Raw genomic sequence first — 15,901 nt, forward strand, 5'->3', positions numbered from 1 at the left:
TAAAATAGCACTCAATTCTTCTTTTTGACTTCTAGATGAATATGATTACTCATTATTACCCATGCATATATTTCAAGGCCTTTGTTTTTCTGACAGTAAAGCCAGATTTGTGATTATTATATCCCCTATATTTTTGTCGGGTAAATATATCTACCCATTCTACAACTTGTAGCGTTACAAAATGCAACATGTTTTGCTCTTTTATTTGATATCCTGTTGGCATCTTTTTTTATTTCAAAGATACAATTATTCAATTTGGCATTGTCCGGCAAGATGCCGGTTAAAAAAAGCGTAGCGGGACGCTACGCTTAACGCTCCATATTAATGTTTTGATACGCTACGCTGAACAGGGCAGACAGGCATAATGAAAAAATAAAAGTTTTTATAAAAGCGAATGTATAACAATAAACTTTTACTTTCTCAATTGATGTTAAAAATAATACGACAAAAATCATTGTTTTGCCTATTAATTTCATTGAATGTTAAGTCAGTTCTATATTTCAAAACCTTTTATATTCTTATCCTCCAACTCGGGAGATCAATAAAATCAAAACAGTTTCTGAATTATTGCTGTCCGGTAAAAGTTGTTTCGATTCCTCGCTACACTCGGATGACAGGCATTCAAAGAGTTTTAGCTTTGGGAGGGGGTAGGGTGGCGGCAAAGTCATTCCGAATGAACACAGTGTAGTGGTGAATCTTTTCTTTTTTACCGGACATTAATGTTTCTGAATAGTATTGCCTGAAAAGAAAAAAGAAAAACATTAATTTGAATAAAATCGGTTTTTGCATTAAATTCGTTACCCCCTAACATGGAATTGGTTCAAAAAACCAAGCCTGGATGAAAAGTAAAAGCTATGAAATGTTTATTGCCCTTTGTATTTTTCCTTCCCTTTTTTGTTCATTCAATAAACGCCCAATCCTTTGTTTCAGGAGTAATATCAGATAAAAAAACAGGGGAAAGACTGCCATATGCCACTGTTGTTATAAAAAATAATTTAACTGGCGCTAGCAGCAACCAAAATGGTGAATTCGACATTTTAATTCCTGCTGATATTAAGGGAGATTCTTTAATTGTGAGTTATTTGGGTTATCACAATTTTGTGCTTTTTTTAAACCAGGTTAAAAGCCCTCTTTTAATAAAAATGGAACCCCAAAGTTTTGGCCTCAATGAATTTATAGTTAGGCCTCAGCCACCAACTCACTACATTAAACTCGCCTTGTCTAAAGTAGAGCAGAATTATCCCTCAAAACCTTTTCAGACTGAATCCTACTATAGGGAGGAAGTTCTGGAGAATAAAAAATTCATTAAGGATACCGAAGCCATATTTCATACATATTATCCCAACTACCAGGATACCGTTTCCAATCAGCATCAGCTGATTTTACATCGGCAGGGAGATACAAAATCCATAGATTTTTTGCAGGACATGGTTGAAAAAAAAAGAGCGAAAAAGAAGAAGGAAGCCCAAAAGAAAGGGGAAGAAATTAAGGAAAATGAAGAAAAAGGGATAAACATTAATTTCGGTGGCCCGGAAACAATCCTTAAAATGGATTTCATAAAAGACAAATTACCATTTTTAGATAGTTTGCAGTTTAAAAAATTCAATTATGCATTTGGTGGTGTTTCAGCTTATCAGGAAAAGGAACTTTTAATTATTGATTTTGAAAGTAAAAGAGTTGTTGAGCATGAAAAACAAAAAGGAAAGATTTTTTTGGATGCCGATTCTTATGCTATAGTTTCAATTGAATACCATTCTGATTTTGTTGTTCCACTTGCCGTTAGGCCGCTTCTTTTTATGATGGGATATGAAATAATAGATCCTGTAATGGAAAAAAAATTCAGTTTTTATGAAAACAGTGGAAAATGGTATCCTAAACATTTTCAGTGGAACATGAATGCACAATTAATAAAAAAACACATGTTCAAAAAAAATGAAAATTCAACATTTACTATTGAACAGGTATTGTCCATCAATAAAATTAATACGGATAAAATAGTTCCAATTCCTGAAAAAAAGAGGTTTAATACAGCATTGAAATTTGAAGAACAGGTACATAATGACAAACATGCAACATGGTCAGGGGTTAATATTAGATAACTTGTAAAATTGAAATCCCAGGGGTTTCAATCCTTGCATTAAAAAAACCAAATAGTGAATTAATATTGGTTTCACCCATAAAGAAAAATCACAAGAGCAAAGCAAAGCTCACTACCAATCCATGCTCTAAATCTCTTTCTAACGAATTACGGGAAGTGTAAATAAAAACATACCCCCCTTCAACCCTGAAATTACCTCTTCTGAAAACTAAAGAGGTTCCACTGCGGTTTTCTCCAAAAGTCAACTGATTTTTAGATGGCCAGGTCTCAAAAAAAACCTCATCGTATAAATTTAACCCTAAATTTTCCATAAACCGATATTGGAACTGTATCCTACTCCTTGCTCTTCCCCTTTGAATCAAATCATTTTTCTGAAAAAAAAGCCTGTATTCATACCCTCCCCTTAACTGGAATCTGCATTTTTCAATCCTTTTTAAAAGCTCTCCCTGCACTGCAAAACGCAATTCGTTTCTTACGGGGATTGCAATATCCTCAGGTTTTCCCAATAAAGGCCATTTTCTAAAATACGAAATTGGATTTACAATAAATTCATAACGGTCCTCCTGAGTATGTCTTAATCCAACTCGTAGGCTTTGAAGATAAAGATTACTGAATATATTCAAACTTTCATTGCTTAAATTGCTTTGCCTTCTGTGTTGGTATTCTAGGGTAATTGCTTTTTTTGCAGAAATATTTTTTTCAATACTTGTAGCCCCACGAAATGTATTGTGCGAATAAGTTTGAGAAATGACGGAATAAGAATTTAATAGAATTAGAAATAAAAGTAGTTTCAAGCTTCTCAATGATTCTTTTTCCTTTTCAGCAGATCCCCAAAAATAGGAGAAGGAAATGCTGACAATAGTTGCAAAAGAAAAAGATGGATTCAAAGCTATATATTTTGCTTAAATATAAGTAAAATCTATAGCTCCCTTGCTTAGTATAAACAGGAAATAAAACAATTAATTTAATATAAGCTCATAATTCCATTAATCAATTTATTTTACCTTCTATCAAAAAAACGGATCAAAACAATTTTATTAGTTTTACTTTGAACCTAAATAATTTAATCTGAATTAAAATGAAAAAACTTCTACTATTCTTTTGTTCAATTCTCCTTTTTGTTAATTTTAGTAATGCTCAAATTGAAAAGTGTGCAACTATGCACGTTTTAGAGCAGCACAAGCAGCAAAACTCTCCCTATATAAAGCAAATGGAAGATATAAATGTGCAGGCTCAAAGATGGATAAATGCAAATGAAAACAATTTGAATTTTGACATCAAAGGCCGTATGTTGTCTATTCCTGTTGTAGTGCATGTTTTGTTTCATCAAAATGATTCAGCAAATCAAAACCTTCAATACCCAATAATTCAGTCTCAAATAGATGTTTTAAATGAAGATTTTAGAAGGTTTAATCCCGATACCACTCAAACAAGGGCTGTATTTAATCAAATAACAGCCGATGCAGGAATTCAATTCTGCCTTGCAAGCAAAGATCCTAATGGAAATGCAACAGATGGAATTACACGCACAAAAGTCACAAAAAGCTTTAATCCCTTTACAGCAATGGATCATATGAAATCAGCAGCTACCGGAGGAAAAGATCCATGGCCATCGGATAAATACCTCAACCTTTGGGTTTGTGATATGTCCTTTGCTGGCTTCGTTTTTGTTCTGGGTTATGCTCAATTCCCAGGGGATAATCCACTTACAGATGGTGTAGTAATTCAATACCAACATTTTGGAAGAACCAATAATCCAACAGCGGCCCCGGCAAATTTAGGACGTACTGCAACTCATGAAGTTGGCCATTGGCTTGGCTTAAGGCATATATGGGGAGATGCAGATAATTGTATTGCAACAGATTTTGTACACGATACCCCAAATCAATTAAAGGCATCTTCTTCTGATTGTAATAAAACTTTAAATACATGTGTTGACTCTTTAGTAGATCTTCCGGATATGGTAGAAAATTATATGGATTATTCTTCTGACATATGTATGAATTCATTTACAAAGGGCCAGTCACAAAGAATGTGGAGTCAGCTATTTGCTCATCGCATGGGTTTATTTACTTCTGATGGCTGCGGGGGGCAAGAACTCCAGGTAATGCCTGACTTAAAAAACATACTTTGCTTTAACAACTGCGATGGTGAAATAAGCCTTGATGTTTATGGTGGTACACCTCCATACTCTTATTCCTGGTCGCATGTAAGCTTTTCTTCTCCAACAGTTAGTGGACTTTGCCAAGGTAGTTATACGGTTACCATTACGGATTCGGATGCAGCTTCATCTCAAATTACTTTTAACTTAAATGATCCCCAAACTCTGGTTGCTAATTTAGTTGGAAATCAGGACATATCTTGTGATAATTGTGAAGACGGTTCAATACAGACCCAGGTAGGGGGAGGCACAGGTAATTATTCATATTCATGGAATACAAACCCTGTACAAACAACAGCTAACGCAAACAATCTTGCTCCTGGGGTTTATTCTGTTGTTGTTTCAGATGGTTGCCAAACAATAACACTTACCGATAGCGTTGTTAATCCTTTTGTTGGAATTAACAAAAACAGGTACAATGCACTTAAGGTTTTTCCAAACCCTTCAACTGGAGTTGTTTATATAGAAAATGCAGGATTACAACCCTTAACAGTTAGTGTAATAAATTTAATGGGTGAAACTGTTTTTTCAAGTGATTATACAGGTACTGAAGAAAAAATCACGATTGATTTAACTGGTAAAGTATCTGGGATTTATTTTGTTAAATTTAATTCAAAAGATCAGGTGATGGTCAAAAAAGTAACTCTTTCTTTAAACCATTAAAAAAACCACATTGCATTTTGTACGCAATAATTAACACAACAATAAAGAAATGCCAGGTTTTTTTAATCTGGCATTTCTTTATTAAATAAGTGGCATTTCTTTAAAAACCCTTTTTTTATCTTGCATTTTTTTGTGGATGAAATCAGGCCAGGTGGAATTGTCTTCTGCATCATAAATTCTAACCTGTTGTCCTTGTTCAGGTTTTAGTAAATCTGAGGTTTTACATTTAAGAATTTCCGCGGCTGTTTGTACCCCTGAATTACTTGCACCTGCAACTCCATGCGATAGTACACTAGCTCCACATAAATAAAGATTTTCTATTTCAGATTTTTTACCAAATGAAAAAGGACCTGTCTGCCAAAAGTTTTTTTCAGTTCCATACACATTGCCCTTTGTTGAATTTATATAAAACTGGTTAGTCTTAGGAGTTCCCAATTCCATTTGAACAATATGATTTCTTACCTCGGGCAAAACTTTTTCTAAACTGTTTAGTAATTTCTCACAAATTCGCTCTTTGTATTTTAAATATTCAGGATTTTGATAATCCCCGGAACTATTAAAATCTTTGAATGACTCAAAGTCTATAAAGGTAACCACCTCTAAATTATGATACCGGTTGTTAAAACTTGCAGGATCTTTCATTGTGGTGCAACTAATAAAAAGAGCAGGAAATTCATCATCAGATAAAATATCGGTGGAGGACATAGCTTTAAAGGTCTCATCCATATCCTGATTGCGTATCATCCAGATATTTCCGGAATCCATTCCAGCCTTGGCCACATCCATATCTACGGTTAAAAATAAAATAAGTGAGGTAACAGAATATCTTGTTTTAGATAGTTTATCCTTTAGTTTAGCACTTAAATTTTCTTTTCCAACCATTTGCATATAAGTGTTTTCAGGATCCGCATTGGAAACAACCCTCTTTGCCCTTATTTGTTCTCCATTTTCCAGCTCTACACCAATTGCCTTGTTGTTTTCCAATAAAATTCTCTTCACCCCGACTCCTGTCCTTATTTCCCCTCCGTGTTTTTTTATTTTACTGGTCATAGCCTTTACAATGGCTCCTCCACCTCCCATAGGATAAAAACCCCCTTCAAAATAATGGTCCATTACTGCACAATGCAAAGGAAAACTGGCCTTTGAAGGAGGCAAACCATGATCACCACATTGTATGTTGAGTACAAGTTTTAATACTGGGTCTTTAATGTGCCAATCTATAACCTTTTTAAGATTAAACAAACCAAATTTACCAAGTTGTGCGGTGCGAAAAGGAATAGTTACATTATCCCAAAAACCATCCATTTTAGGGATTAGTTGTAATTGCCTGCTAACAGATCGTACTACTTTAAGGTATTTTTTAAGTCCTTTTTTCTCCTCAGGAAAAAGTTCAGATAAATGCTCATATAGACTATTTAATCCCGCGGGCATATTAATTTTTTGATCCCCTATCCAACAATGTTCATAAGCTTTTGGATTCATCCTAAAAAACACAAGATCATTTGCAATTCCTAAAGCTTCGTATAATGTGCTTGTTGACTCACCTTTTTCCATTAAGCCTATATAATGAACTCCAGGGCTAAATCGATGTCCATTGAGGTAAAAGCTGTGACACCAACCCCCTGGAACATAATGTTTTTCTATTACTACAACTTTCTGCCCTGCCTTAGCAAGACAAAGGGCAGCAGATAATCCCCCTGCGCCTGAACCTATTATAATAGTATCTAAGTCCTTCATTTGTTTTTAAAAGTGGAAGGTAAATAATTATTTTAGAATCCAGGTATTTAAAAATCACAAAATGAGCTGTTTTAATACATATAAAATCATTGCTTCATTTGCAATGGCCTAATATTATCACAAATGGATTTATTAAATTTCCATGAAGTTTTATTCAAAAACACAATACACACAATAAAGGTTTCACACATTTGTTATTTAGCAGTGATTTTATCACTTCAAAAAAAGGACTAAGGTTATTAACAATTTAATTGTGGATAAAATTTGTTGGAATTAAAAAATAGTTTTAACTTCGCAGCCCCTTTTTAAGGTAAAGTATATTTAATTAATCAAATAATCAGTATATAAATTGGACGCTTTAAGTTATAAAACAGTTTCAGCAAATAAGGAAACAACCCGTAAAGAATGGGTGTTAATTGATGCTGAAGGCCAGGTATTAGGTAGGTTGGCCTCAAAGGTTGCTAAAATCATCAGAGGTAAGCACAGGCCGGATTTCACTCCTCACATTGATGGTGGAGACAATGTAATCATCATTAATGCAGAAAAGGTTGTTTTAACAGGAAACAAAACCCAGGAAAAAGTATATATTCGTCATACAGGTTATCCTGGCGGACAAAGATTTACAACTCCAAAAGAACTTCTTGGAAAAAAACCTGCAGAGGTTATCAATAAAGCTGTTAAAGGAATGTTGCCTAAGGGCCGTCTTGGAAGAGCTATTAATGGAAATCTGCATGTTTTCGCAGGAGCTGTACACAATCATGAAGCACAACAACCAAAAACTATCAATCTAAATTCAATTAAATAATAATATGGAAGTAATTAATGCTACCGGCCGTAGAAAAACAGCAGTTGCCCGCGCTTATTTAAAAAAGGGAAAAGGAACTATTACAGTTAACAAAAAAGATTATAAAGAATATTTCCCTACAGGTATTCTACAAGCTGCAATAAATCAGCCATTAATCCTTACTTCGAATGCAGATCAATATGACATTACCGCAAATCTTGATGGTGGTGGAATAACCGGACAGGCAGAAGCTTTAAGGTTAGCAATTTCAAAAGCTTTATGTGAAATTAATCCTGAAAACAGAATTACACTTAAGCCTTTTGGTTTATTAACACGTGACCCTAGAATGGTTGAACGTAAGAAATTCGGACAGAAAAAAGCCCGTAAAAGATTCCAGTTCAGCAAGCGTTAAGAGTTTAATATCTAAATTGTTGAGACCATTGATTGTTACAATCAAGCTACTCAGTAATTGCCTTTTTACAGAACATAAACTAATTTAAAAAAACAACAAATGTCAAGAGTAACCTACAAAGAATTATTAGAGTCTGGAGTTCATTTCGGACATCTTAAGAGAAAATGGAATCCAAACATGGCTCCTTATATTTTTATGGAGAAAAATGGAATTCATATTATCGACTTAAATAAAACTGTCGCTAAATTGGATGAGGCAGCTAATGCTTTAAAGCAAATTGCCAAATCAGGTAAAAAAATATTATTTGTTGCTACAAAAAAGCAGGCAAAGGATATTGTTGCCGACAAAGCCAAAAACCTTAACATGCCTTATGTAACAGAAAGATGGCCAGGCGGAATGCTTACCAATTTTGCTACAATTAGAAAAGCCATAAAGAAAATGTCTTCCATTGATAGAATGGTACTTGACGGAACTTTTGAAAATATTTCTAAAAAAGAAAGATTGCAAATTACTCGTCAAAGACAAAAACTGGAAACTAACTTAGGTAGTATTACTGACCTTACAAGGCTTCCTGCTGCTATTTTTATTGTTGATATCAATAAAGAACATATCGCGGTTGCCGAGGCAAAAAAATTAAACATACCTACTTTTGGAATTGTAGATACTAATTCTGATCCTAGAGCTGTTGATTTTGCTATTCCTGCTAATGATGATTCTTCTCAGTCAGTTAATCTTGTTCTTCAAATAATTTCTAAAGCTATTGAAGAAGGTCTTTCTGAAAGAAAGCACGATAAAGAAACTATGGAAGAAGAAAAAGCAGGAAAACCTGTTGAAGAAGTGATGAAAGAAAACAGGGCTGCAGCAAAAGCTGAAGATAATGTTGAGGATGCTACAGAAGAAGAGGGTTCTGAAAAAAAGAAGATTGCAAAATCTCCTTCTAAAGAAGATTCTGGAAAAAGACCAACAACTAAAAAGCCAATTGCTAAATCAAAAGCAAAATAATTTTAATTAAAATTAAGCATTCAAATGACTACAACTATAACAGCCGCAGACGTAAATAAATTAAGAACCATGACCGGCGCTGGTATGATGGACTGCAAGAAAGCTTTGGTTGAAGCCAATGGTGATTTTGAAGCAGCCATTGACAACCTTAGGAAAAAAGGGCAGAAAGTTGCTGCAAACAGAAGTGAAAGAGATGCCACAGAGGGTGTGGTTGTTGCTAAAACAGCCCAGGGAAACAAAAAAGGAGTATTGCTTGTTGTAAATTGCGAAACTGATTTCGTTGCTAAAAACCAGGAATTTTCTGATTTTGTTTATAAACTTGCTGATATTGCAATTGAAAGAAAGCCAATCAACATCGAAGAATTTAAAAATCTTCAATATGATGATAAGCTTTCTGTAAATGATAAGCTTATTGAATTAATGGGTAAAATTGGTGAAAAAATTGACCTTTCTGCCTATGAAATAATTGAAGCTGAAAAAGTTGTTGCATACAATCACCCTGGAAACAAACTTGCTACTATCGTAGGTTTTTCTAAATCAGGCGAGAGCATTGAACAAGTTGCAAAACAAGTAGCTATGCAGGTTGCTGCTATGGCCCCTGTTGCTTTAGATAAAGATGCGGTTGATGCAAAAACCATTGAAAGAGAAATTGAAATTGCAAAAGAACTTGCACGTCAAGAAGGGAAACCAGAGGACATGCTTGAGAAAATTGCAGTAGGTAGATTAAACAAATTTTTTAAAGAGTCAACCTTGTTAAATCAGGAATCTATAATCGATAACAAAAAAACGGTGAGTCAATACCTGAAAGATATTGATAAAGATTTAACTGTTACCGGATTCAAACGGATCTCACTCGGTTAATATTTTTTTTTTAAAAGAGTCCTATTTAGGACTCTTTTTTTTGCCTTTATTTTTAATTTTAGCCCCAAGCATTTATATATATTCCCATGAAGTATAAAAGAATCCTACTCAAACTTAGCGGTGAATCCTTAATGGGAAACAAGCAATTTGGTATTGATCATACACGGTTAAGCCAGTATGCAAGTGAAATTAAAGAATTATCAGATAAAGGGGTAGAGGTGGGAATTGTTATTGGAGGAGGTAATATTTTCAGAGGAATACAGGCCGAAGAAGGAGGTATGGACAGAGTGCAGGGAGATTACATGGGAATGTTGGCCACTGTGATTAACAGCATGGCACTTCAGGCTGCACTTGAAGCTTTACAAGTAAATACACGGCTTTTATCGGCAATTAAAATGGAGCAAATTTGTGAACCTTTTATCCGCAGAAGAGCCGTAAGGCACCTGGAAAAAGGACGTGTTGTGATTTTTGGTGCAGGTACGGGAAATCCATATTTTACCACTGATACAGCAGCTTCGCTCAGAGCAATTGAAATTGAGGCAGATGTGATTTTAAAGGGCACCAGGGTGGATGGAATTTATAACTCCGACCCTGAGAAAAACAGCGATGCTGTTAAATACGAAACTATTACTTTTTCTGAAGTCTATGCAAAAGGCCTTAATGTAATGGATCTTACTGCTTTTACTTTATGCAATGAAAATAAGGTTCCTATTATTGTTTTTAACATGAACAAGCCTGGAAATTTGTATAAAATTGCCTTAGGAGAAAAGGTAGGAACTTTGGTTGAATTTTAATGAATAATCCCTAATTAAAGATAAATATTGATGGAAGAAGAAGTTAGTTTTATTTTGGAACATGCCAAAGAGCAAATGCAAAAAGCATTATTGCATCTTGATGCTGAATTGTTAAAGATAAGAGCAGGAAAAGCCAGTCCACAAATGCTTGAAGGTGTTTTTGTAGATTATTATGGCGCTAACACACCCCTTAGCAATGTTGCCAATGTAAATACATCTGATGCAAGAACGCTTGTAATTCAACCTTGGGAAAAGGCAATGTTACACCCCATTGAAAAAGCCATTGCTGCTGCCAATTTAGGCTTAAATCCACAAAATGACGGAAATCTAATTCGAATTAATGTCCCTTTACTAACCGAAGATCGTAGAAAAGACCTGGTAAAACAATCAAAGGCTGAAGCAGAAAATGCTAAAGTAAGTATCCGAAATATTCGTAGGGAGGCAAATGAATCCATTAAAAAAGCCCAAAAAGAGGGCTTGCCCGAAGATATGGCCAAAGACGCAGAAGCCAAAATACAACTCTTTACCGATTCTCATAGCACTAAAATAGATGAAAAGCTGGATGTGAAAGAAAAGGAAATTATGACGGTTTAATTTTTTTCTGATCTGAAGTTAATGTACGACTGAAAAAAATCATATATAAAAAAGAGGCTGTTTTATTTAACAGCCTCTTTTTTTGTCCTAAATCATATTTATTTTTAGAATTTCAAACCACTCATGAATAAAATCATTAAAGAATTCAGTGAGGTATCAGTAATTGTTTTTTGGCTGTTGTTTATTTGATTGTTAGTATCGAAATAAGAATAATAGCCTTCTGAGGTAATCCTACCAAGCATTTAGGAGAAATAGCTTAATTAAGAAAGAATTAGTAGTATATCAAAGGGCTTGCACTTTAAACAATCCACTTTGCCTAGAATGGTAATGCAAAAAAAGCTTTGATGATTATTCGAAATTAATAAGCACCTGGTTTTTCTCAACGGCTTGCTTTTGTTCAACATTTACTTTTTTAACTATTCCATCTGCCGGTGATTTTAAAATGTTTTCCATTTTCATAGCTTCTAATACCATTACAGGATCACCTTTTTGAACTTCCTGACCAGGCGATACCAATATTTCAAGAACAAGGCCAGGCATTGGAGCCTTTATTTCATTTATTTTGCCAGCTCCCGCAATTTGCATTCCCATGCTTTTTAAGAGATCATCATATTTGTTTTTTATTGCCAACTGGTATTTATTCCCGTTTACTTTTATTGTAAAACACTTTTCCTGATAATCTGCGCTGATTATTTCTACATTATATGATTTATTGTTTCTCAAAATATGGTAATTGCCTTCTTTTACCTTTAATAAATCAAGTGTAAAATTATCTTCATTAATTATTCCTGAAGTTCCGGATGGTGTTATTTCAACCAAGTGTTCTTTTTTATCGTTTATTTTTATCTTAAGCATAACACAAAATTATGCTTTTAAATAATATAAATACCTTCTATCATAAATTTTAGACTTAAAAATACTAAAATACTTATATTAGCGTCCCAATATCAAAGTATGAGAAAAATAGCCTTATTAACAGCAACAGTTGCATTGATTGCTTCTTGCACATCCTTAAAAAATTCAGGTACCAGTATTACACCTGTAGTTCTTGATACTATAAATGGTGTAATCCCAGAACCAGCAAGAGCGCATTATAATGAATCCAGAAAAAGAATTTTTGATCTGATACATACAAAACTTGAAGTAGAATTTGACTACGATAAGGCAAGGTTAAATGGCAATGCTACTTTAACCTTAAGTCCATATTTTTATTCAACTAACACTTTAGAACTTGATGCAAAAGGTTTTGATATTAAATCAGTTGATTTGGAAGATGCAAAAAAAAATCACAGTGTCCTAAATCATAATTATGATGGAGAAAAATTAAAAATTAGTCTTGACAGAGAATACAGCAGGAAAGACACTTTTAATATAGTAATTAAATATACTGCCAAACCAAATGAAAGAGTAACTGGTGGTAGCGAGGCAATAACCTCTGATAAGGGTTTGTATTTTATAAATCCCGATGGAAAAGATCCTGAAAAACCAATTCAGATATGGACACAGGGTGAAACAGAGGCAAATTCAGCCTGGTTTCCAACAATAGATGCTCCAAACGAGAGAATGACCCAGGATTTATACATTACCGTACAAAATAAATATGTTACCCTTTCAAATGGCACATTAATGTTTTCATTGAATAATGGTGATGGCACAAGAACTGACAATTGGAAACAAAATCTACCCCACGCTCCTTATTTAACAATGATGGCAATAGGAGAATATGCTGTTGTAAAAGATAAATGGAAAAATATGGATGTTCATTACTACGTAGAAAAGGAATATGAACCCTATGCACGAAGTATTTTTGGAAATACCCCTGAAATGCTTGAATTTTATTCCAATGTTTTAGGCGTAAATTATCCCTGGGACAAATACCATCAAGTAGTTGTTAGAGATTATGTTTCTGGCGCAATGGAAAACACGGGGGCTGTAATTTTTGGTGATTTTATGCACAAAAACAACCGTGAATTACTGGATGGTGATAATGAAAGTATTGTAGCTCATGAACTTTTTCATCATTGGTTTGGTGACCTTGTAACTTGCGAGTCCTGGGCCAATCTTCCTTTAAATGAGTCCTTCGCCACATACGGAGAATATCTTTGGTTTGAGCATAAGTACGGAAGAGATTTTGCTGACCACCATATTCAATCAAGCCTTAATCAATACCTAATGGAATCACGCAGCAAGCAAGTTGATATGATTCGTTTTGATTATAAGGATAAAGAAGACATGTTCGATTCACATTCCTATGCTAAGGGAGGAAGAATATTGCATATGCTCAGAAAACATGTAGGTGATGATGCATTTTTCGAATCCTTAAAATTATATTTAAACACCAACAAATATAGCTCTGTTGAAATTCACAATTTGCGCCTTGCTTTTGAAAAAGTAACTGGAGAGGATTTAAACTGGTTTTTTAATCAATGGTTCTTTTCAAGTGGGCATCCCGAACTGAAAATTTCAACATCCTATAATGAGTCTACAAAACAAGCAATTGTTTCTATTGAACAACTACATAATTTAGGTGAAACTCCTTTATACAGAATTCCTTTAGAGATTGATATTTACAATGGAAGAGGAAAACAAAGACATCAAATAACAGTAAACAAGGTAAGTGAAGATTTTACTTTTGATGTTCCCCGTAAGCCGGAACTGATTAATGTGGATGCTGAAAAAATGTTGCTTTGCGTGAAAAAGGAGCAAAAAAATCCTGAAGAGTGGGCCTTTCAGTTCAATAATGCTCCTTTGTTTTTAGACAGATTCGAAGGCTTCGAAAACTTTGCTAAAACTGCATCTGATAGTGCTGTTGCCGAATTGTTTTTCAAAGCAATTGAGGATAAATTTTGGGACATAAGAACATTGGCATTAAAAAGTACAAAAAAAGCAATTGCAATTGACGAAAAAGGAACCAGGAAGCGACTTATTGAACTTGCATTAAAAGATGAAAAATCAGATGTGCGTGCAGCGGCTCTAAAGCATTTGGCAGTTAATTTTAAAAATGATGACGAGGTTTTTAAAGTGTTTAAACAAGCTTTAAATGATAGTTCATACGCTGTGGTTGGCGAGGCTTTAGGTGCAATGGCTTTAGTGAATGAAAAAGAAGCATTTGCAGCAGCAGGAGTACTGGAAAATGAAAAAAACCCAAGTATATTAACCTCCATTGCTGGAATTTATGCAAACTTTGGCGATGATTCACACAATGCTTTTTATTTAAAGGCATCAGAGCACGTAACAGGATTTAACAAATATGCATTTGTAACAATTTATGGAAAATATTTAAAAGACAAATCAAATGAAACAGTAAATGCAGGTTTGCCTTTAATTGAAGACGTGGCAACAAACTCCTCAGCATGGTGGATGCGGCTTGGCGGAGTACAAGTATTAAGTGATCTTCATTCAAAATACAGTGCTACAGAAATTGAATTAAAGGAAGAACTAAAAAAGTCAAGTCCGGGATCCGAACAAGAATTGATTTTGCGTCAAAAGATTAAGGAAGCTAGCCAACAAAAGGAGATACTTCTGGCCACTCTGGTTCGAGTAAAAGCGAAAGAAACAGATATAAAAATGGCCAGGTTTTTAGAAGCCTATTAAATCAGGTTTTCATTTCCTGATCCAAGTTTTATTTTAACATCCATTGCAACATTTTTCTATTTAAAAAGCAATAGAAAAATCTAATTATAAATAGGAATTAATGGTATTAATCAATAAACCTGGCTTGCAATATTTCTAACGGTTTCTGATTTTCCCATAGTGTAATAATGAATACAAGGAACCCCTGCTGCAATTAAATCTTTTGATTGCTGAACAGCCCATTCAATACCTAGTGTTTTTACTTCTGCATCTGTTCTACATTTTATCAATTCATCGGCAAGATCTTCAGGGAAATCAATATTGAAAGTTTTCGGGAGAAAAGCGATATGGTTTAATGTTACAATGGGTTTAAGAGCAGGTATTATAGGTACATTAATATCCATTTTTCGGCAGTTCTCTACAAATTCAAAGTACTTTTTATTGTCGAAAAACATTTGTGTTACAATATAATCTGCGCCAGCCTCCACTTTTCTTTTTAAATTTAATAAATCAGTTTTTAGATTTAATGCTTCAAAATGTTTTTCCGGATAGCCGGCTACCCCTATGCAGAAATCCGTTGGGTCAGCCAAATCAAGCTCCTCATCCAGATATTTTCCTGTATTCATATCCACAATCTGCTTTACAATATCAATTGCATACTTATGTCCCCTTTCTGTTGGCATAAAATAAGGTTCGGTTTTTATCGGATCGCCTCTTAATGCAAGAACATTGTCTATACCTAAAAAATGCAGGTCAATAAGGGCATTTTCAGTTTCCTCTCGCGTAAATCCACCACAAATTAAATGAGGGACTGCATCTGCCTGATACTTATTAATTATGGCTGCACATATGCCAACAGTTCCCGGTCTTTTTCTTATAGAAACTTTTTCCAGATAACCCTTTTCCCTTTTTTTATACACATATTCTTCCCTGTGGTAAGTAACATTAATAAAGGAAGGCTTAAATTCCATTAATGGATCAATACCGTCATAGATGGATTGAATGCTTTTTCCTTTTAAAGGAGGGAGTATTTCAAAGGAGAAAAGAGTTTTTTCTGCTTGTTTTATATGATCAATTACTTTCACAATTATTTTTTTCGAGGTTCAAAAGTAAAAAATAAATGCATATACTATTTTTAATTTCAGTTGTAATAGGTGTGATTTCATCAAAATTATTGCCTTTGGTTGATTAAAAGTCCTTTTTTGCCTTAGAATTTTGAATT

Annotated in this window: 14 protein-coding genes; 9 read left to right on the top strand and 5 right to left on the bottom strand. The window is 34.2% G+C overall.

Annotated features, from left to right (window positions below):
• Nucleotides 1-55: 55 nt before the first annotated feature.
• Nucleotides 56-223: a hypothetical protein gene (locus H0V01_00925; GenBank protein MBA2581928.1), complete on the bottom strand. Its 168-nt coding sequence runs from the start codon at nucleotides 221-223 to the stop codon at nucleotides 56-58.
• Nucleotides 224-854: 631 nt separating this feature from the next.
• Between H0V01_00925 and H0V01_00930 the strand changes: the two genes are divergently transcribed.
• On the top strand, nucleotides 855-2,099 hold the full coding sequence (locus H0V01_00930) for a carboxypeptidase-like regulatory domain-containing protein (GenBank protein ID MBA2581929.1): 1,245 nt from the start codon (nucleotides 855-857) through the stop codon (nucleotides 2,097-2,099).
• An 88-nt stretch (nucleotides 2,100-2,187) separates the two neighbouring features.
• Here H0V01_00930 and H0V01_00935 read toward each other — a convergent pair whose 3' ends face one another.
• Nucleotides 2,188-2,985: a DUF2490 domain-containing protein gene (locus tag H0V01_00935; protein MBA2581930.1), complete on the bottom strand. Its 798-nt coding sequence runs from the start codon at nucleotides 2,983-2,985 to the stop codon at nucleotides 2,188-2,190.
• A gap of 191 nt (nucleotides 2,986-3,176) precedes the next feature.
• Between H0V01_00935 and H0V01_00940 the strand changes: the two genes are divergently transcribed.
• Nucleotides 3,177-4,922, top strand: a complete 1,746-nt coding sequence (locus H0V01_00940) for a T9SS type A sorting domain-containing protein (protein MBA2581931.1) — start codon at nucleotides 3,177-3,179, stop codon at nucleotides 4,920-4,922.
• An 81-nt stretch (nucleotides 4,923-5,003) separates the two neighbouring features.
• Here the strand turns inward: H0V01_00940 and H0V01_00945 are convergent, their stop codons facing one another.
• A complete protein-coding gene (locus tag H0V01_00945; GenBank protein ID MBA2581932.1) occupies nucleotides 5,004-6,659 on the bottom strand; it encodes an NAD(P)/FAD-dependent oxidoreductase in 1,656 nt (551 codons plus the stop codon).
• Nucleotides 6,660-7,008: 349 nt separating this feature from the next.
• On the opposite strand from H0V01_00945, the gene rplM reads away from it, so the two are divergent.
• The 6 genes from rplM (at nucleotide 7,009) to frr (ending at nucleotide 11,106) form a co-directional block, all read left to right on the top strand.
• Nucleotides 7,009-7,464, top strand: a complete 456-nt coding sequence (rplM, locus tag H0V01_00950) for a 50S ribosomal protein L13 (protein MBA2581933.1) — start codon at nucleotides 7,009-7,011, stop codon at nucleotides 7,462-7,464.
• Between the two features lie 4 nt (nucleotides 7,465-7,468).
• Nucleotides 7,469-7,855 (top strand): 30S ribosomal protein S9, encoded by a 387-nt coding sequence (rpsI, locus tag H0V01_00955; protein MBA2581934.1) that lies wholly within the window; start codon nucleotides 7,469-7,471, stop codon nucleotides 7,853-7,855.
• Between the two features lie 99 nt (nucleotides 7,856-7,954).
• Complete coding sequence (gene rpsB, locus H0V01_00960) at nucleotides 7,955-8,857, top strand: 30S ribosomal protein S2 (GenBank protein ID MBA2581935.1); 903 nt, start codon at nucleotides 7,955-7,957, stop codon at nucleotides 8,855-8,857.
• Nucleotides 8,858-8,881: 24 nt separating this feature from the next.
• A complete protein-coding gene (locus H0V01_00965; GenBank protein ID MBA2581936.1) occupies nucleotides 8,882-9,718 on the top strand; it encodes an elongation factor Ts in 837 nt (278 codons plus the stop codon).
• An 86-nt stretch (nucleotides 9,719-9,804) separates the two neighbouring features.
• Nucleotides 9,805-10,512 carry a UMP kinase gene (locus tag H0V01_00970; protein MBA2581937.1) on the top strand — a complete coding sequence of 236 codons (708 nt, stop codon included), beginning with the start codon at nucleotides 9,805-9,807 and terminating at the stop codon, nucleotides 10,510-10,512.
• Nucleotides 10,513-10,542: 30 nt separating this feature from the next.
• Nucleotides 10,543-11,106, top strand: coding sequence for a ribosome recycling factor (frr, locus tag H0V01_00975; protein ID MBA2581938.1), 564 nt, complete (start codon nucleotides 10,543-10,545; stop codon nucleotides 11,104-11,106).
• A 348-nt stretch (nucleotides 11,107-11,454) separates the two neighbouring features.
• Here the strand turns inward: frr and H0V01_00980 are convergent, their stop codons facing one another.
• Complete coding sequence (locus tag H0V01_00980; protein ID MBA2581939.1) at nucleotides 11,455-11,961, bottom strand: acetyl-CoA carboxylase biotin carboxyl carrier protein subunit; 507 nt, start codon at nucleotides 11,959-11,961, stop codon at nucleotides 11,455-11,457.
• Nucleotides 11,962-12,060: 99 nt separating this feature from the next.
• On the opposite strand from H0V01_00980, the gene H0V01_00985 reads away from it, so the two are divergent.
• Nucleotides 12,061-14,700 (top strand): hypothetical protein, encoded by a 2,640-nt coding sequence (locus H0V01_00985; protein MBA2581940.1) that lies wholly within the window; start codon nucleotides 12,061-12,063, stop codon nucleotides 14,698-14,700.
• Nucleotides 14,701-14,810: 110 nt separating this feature from the next.
• On the opposite strand, the gene metF is transcribed toward H0V01_00985, so the two are convergent.
• The gene (gene metF, locus H0V01_00990) at nucleotides 14,811-15,764 is read right to left on the bottom strand and encodes a methylenetetrahydrofolate reductase [NAD(P)H] (GenBank protein ID MBA2581941.1); all 954 of its coding nucleotides are present in this window, start codon (nucleotides 15,762-15,764) and stop codon (nucleotides 14,811-14,813) included.
• Between the last annotated feature and the right edge of the window lie 137 nt (nucleotides 15,765-15,901).

The sequence above is a fragment of the Bacteroidota bacterium genome (assembly GCA_013696965.1).
Classification (GTDB): Bacteria; Bacteroidota; Bacteroidia; order JACCXN01; family JACCXN01; genus JACCXN01.

Bases quoted from the DNA above. Each gene is read 5' to 3' on its own strand.
- H0V01_00925 (MBA2581928.1), bottom strand. From the start codon at position 223: ATGCCAACAGGATATCAAATAAAAGAGCAAAACATGTTGCATTTTGTA.
- H0V01_00930 (MBA2581929.1), top strand. From the start codon at position 855: ATGAAATGTTTATTGCCCTTTGTATTTTTCCTTCCCTTTTTTGTTCAT.
- H0V01_00940 (MBA2581931.1), top strand. From the start codon at position 3,177: ATGAAAAAACTTCTACTATTCTTTTGTTCAATTCTCCTTTTTGTTAAT.
- H0V01_00945 (MBA2581932.1), bottom strand. From the start codon at position 6,659: ATGAAGGACTTAGATACTATTATAATAGGTTCAGGCGCAGGGGGATTA.
- rpsI (MBA2581934.1), top strand. From the start codon at position 7,469: ATGGAAGTAATTAATGCTACCGGCCGTAGAAAAACAGCAGTTGCCCGC.
- rpsB (MBA2581935.1), top strand. From the start codon at position 7,955: ATGTCAAGAGTAACCTACAAAGAATTATTAGAGTCTGGAGTTCATTTC.
- H0V01_00965 (MBA2581936.1), top strand. From the start codon at position 8,882: ATGACTACAACTATAACAGCCGCAGACGTAAATAAATTAAGAACCATG.
- H0V01_00970 (MBA2581937.1), top strand. From the start codon at position 9,805: ATGAAGTATAAAAGAATCCTACTCAAACTTAGCGGTGAATCCTTAATG.
- frr (MBA2581938.1), top strand. From the start codon at position 10,543: ATGGAAGAAGAAGTTAGTTTTATTTTGGAACATGCCAAAGAGCAAATG.
- H0V01_00980 (MBA2581939.1), bottom strand. From the start codon at position 11,961: ATGCTTAAGATAAAAATAAACGATAAAAAAGAACACTTGGTTGAAATA.
- H0V01_00985 (MBA2581940.1), top strand. From the start codon at position 12,061: ATGAGAAAAATAGCCTTATTAACAGCAACAGTTGCATTGATTGCTTCT.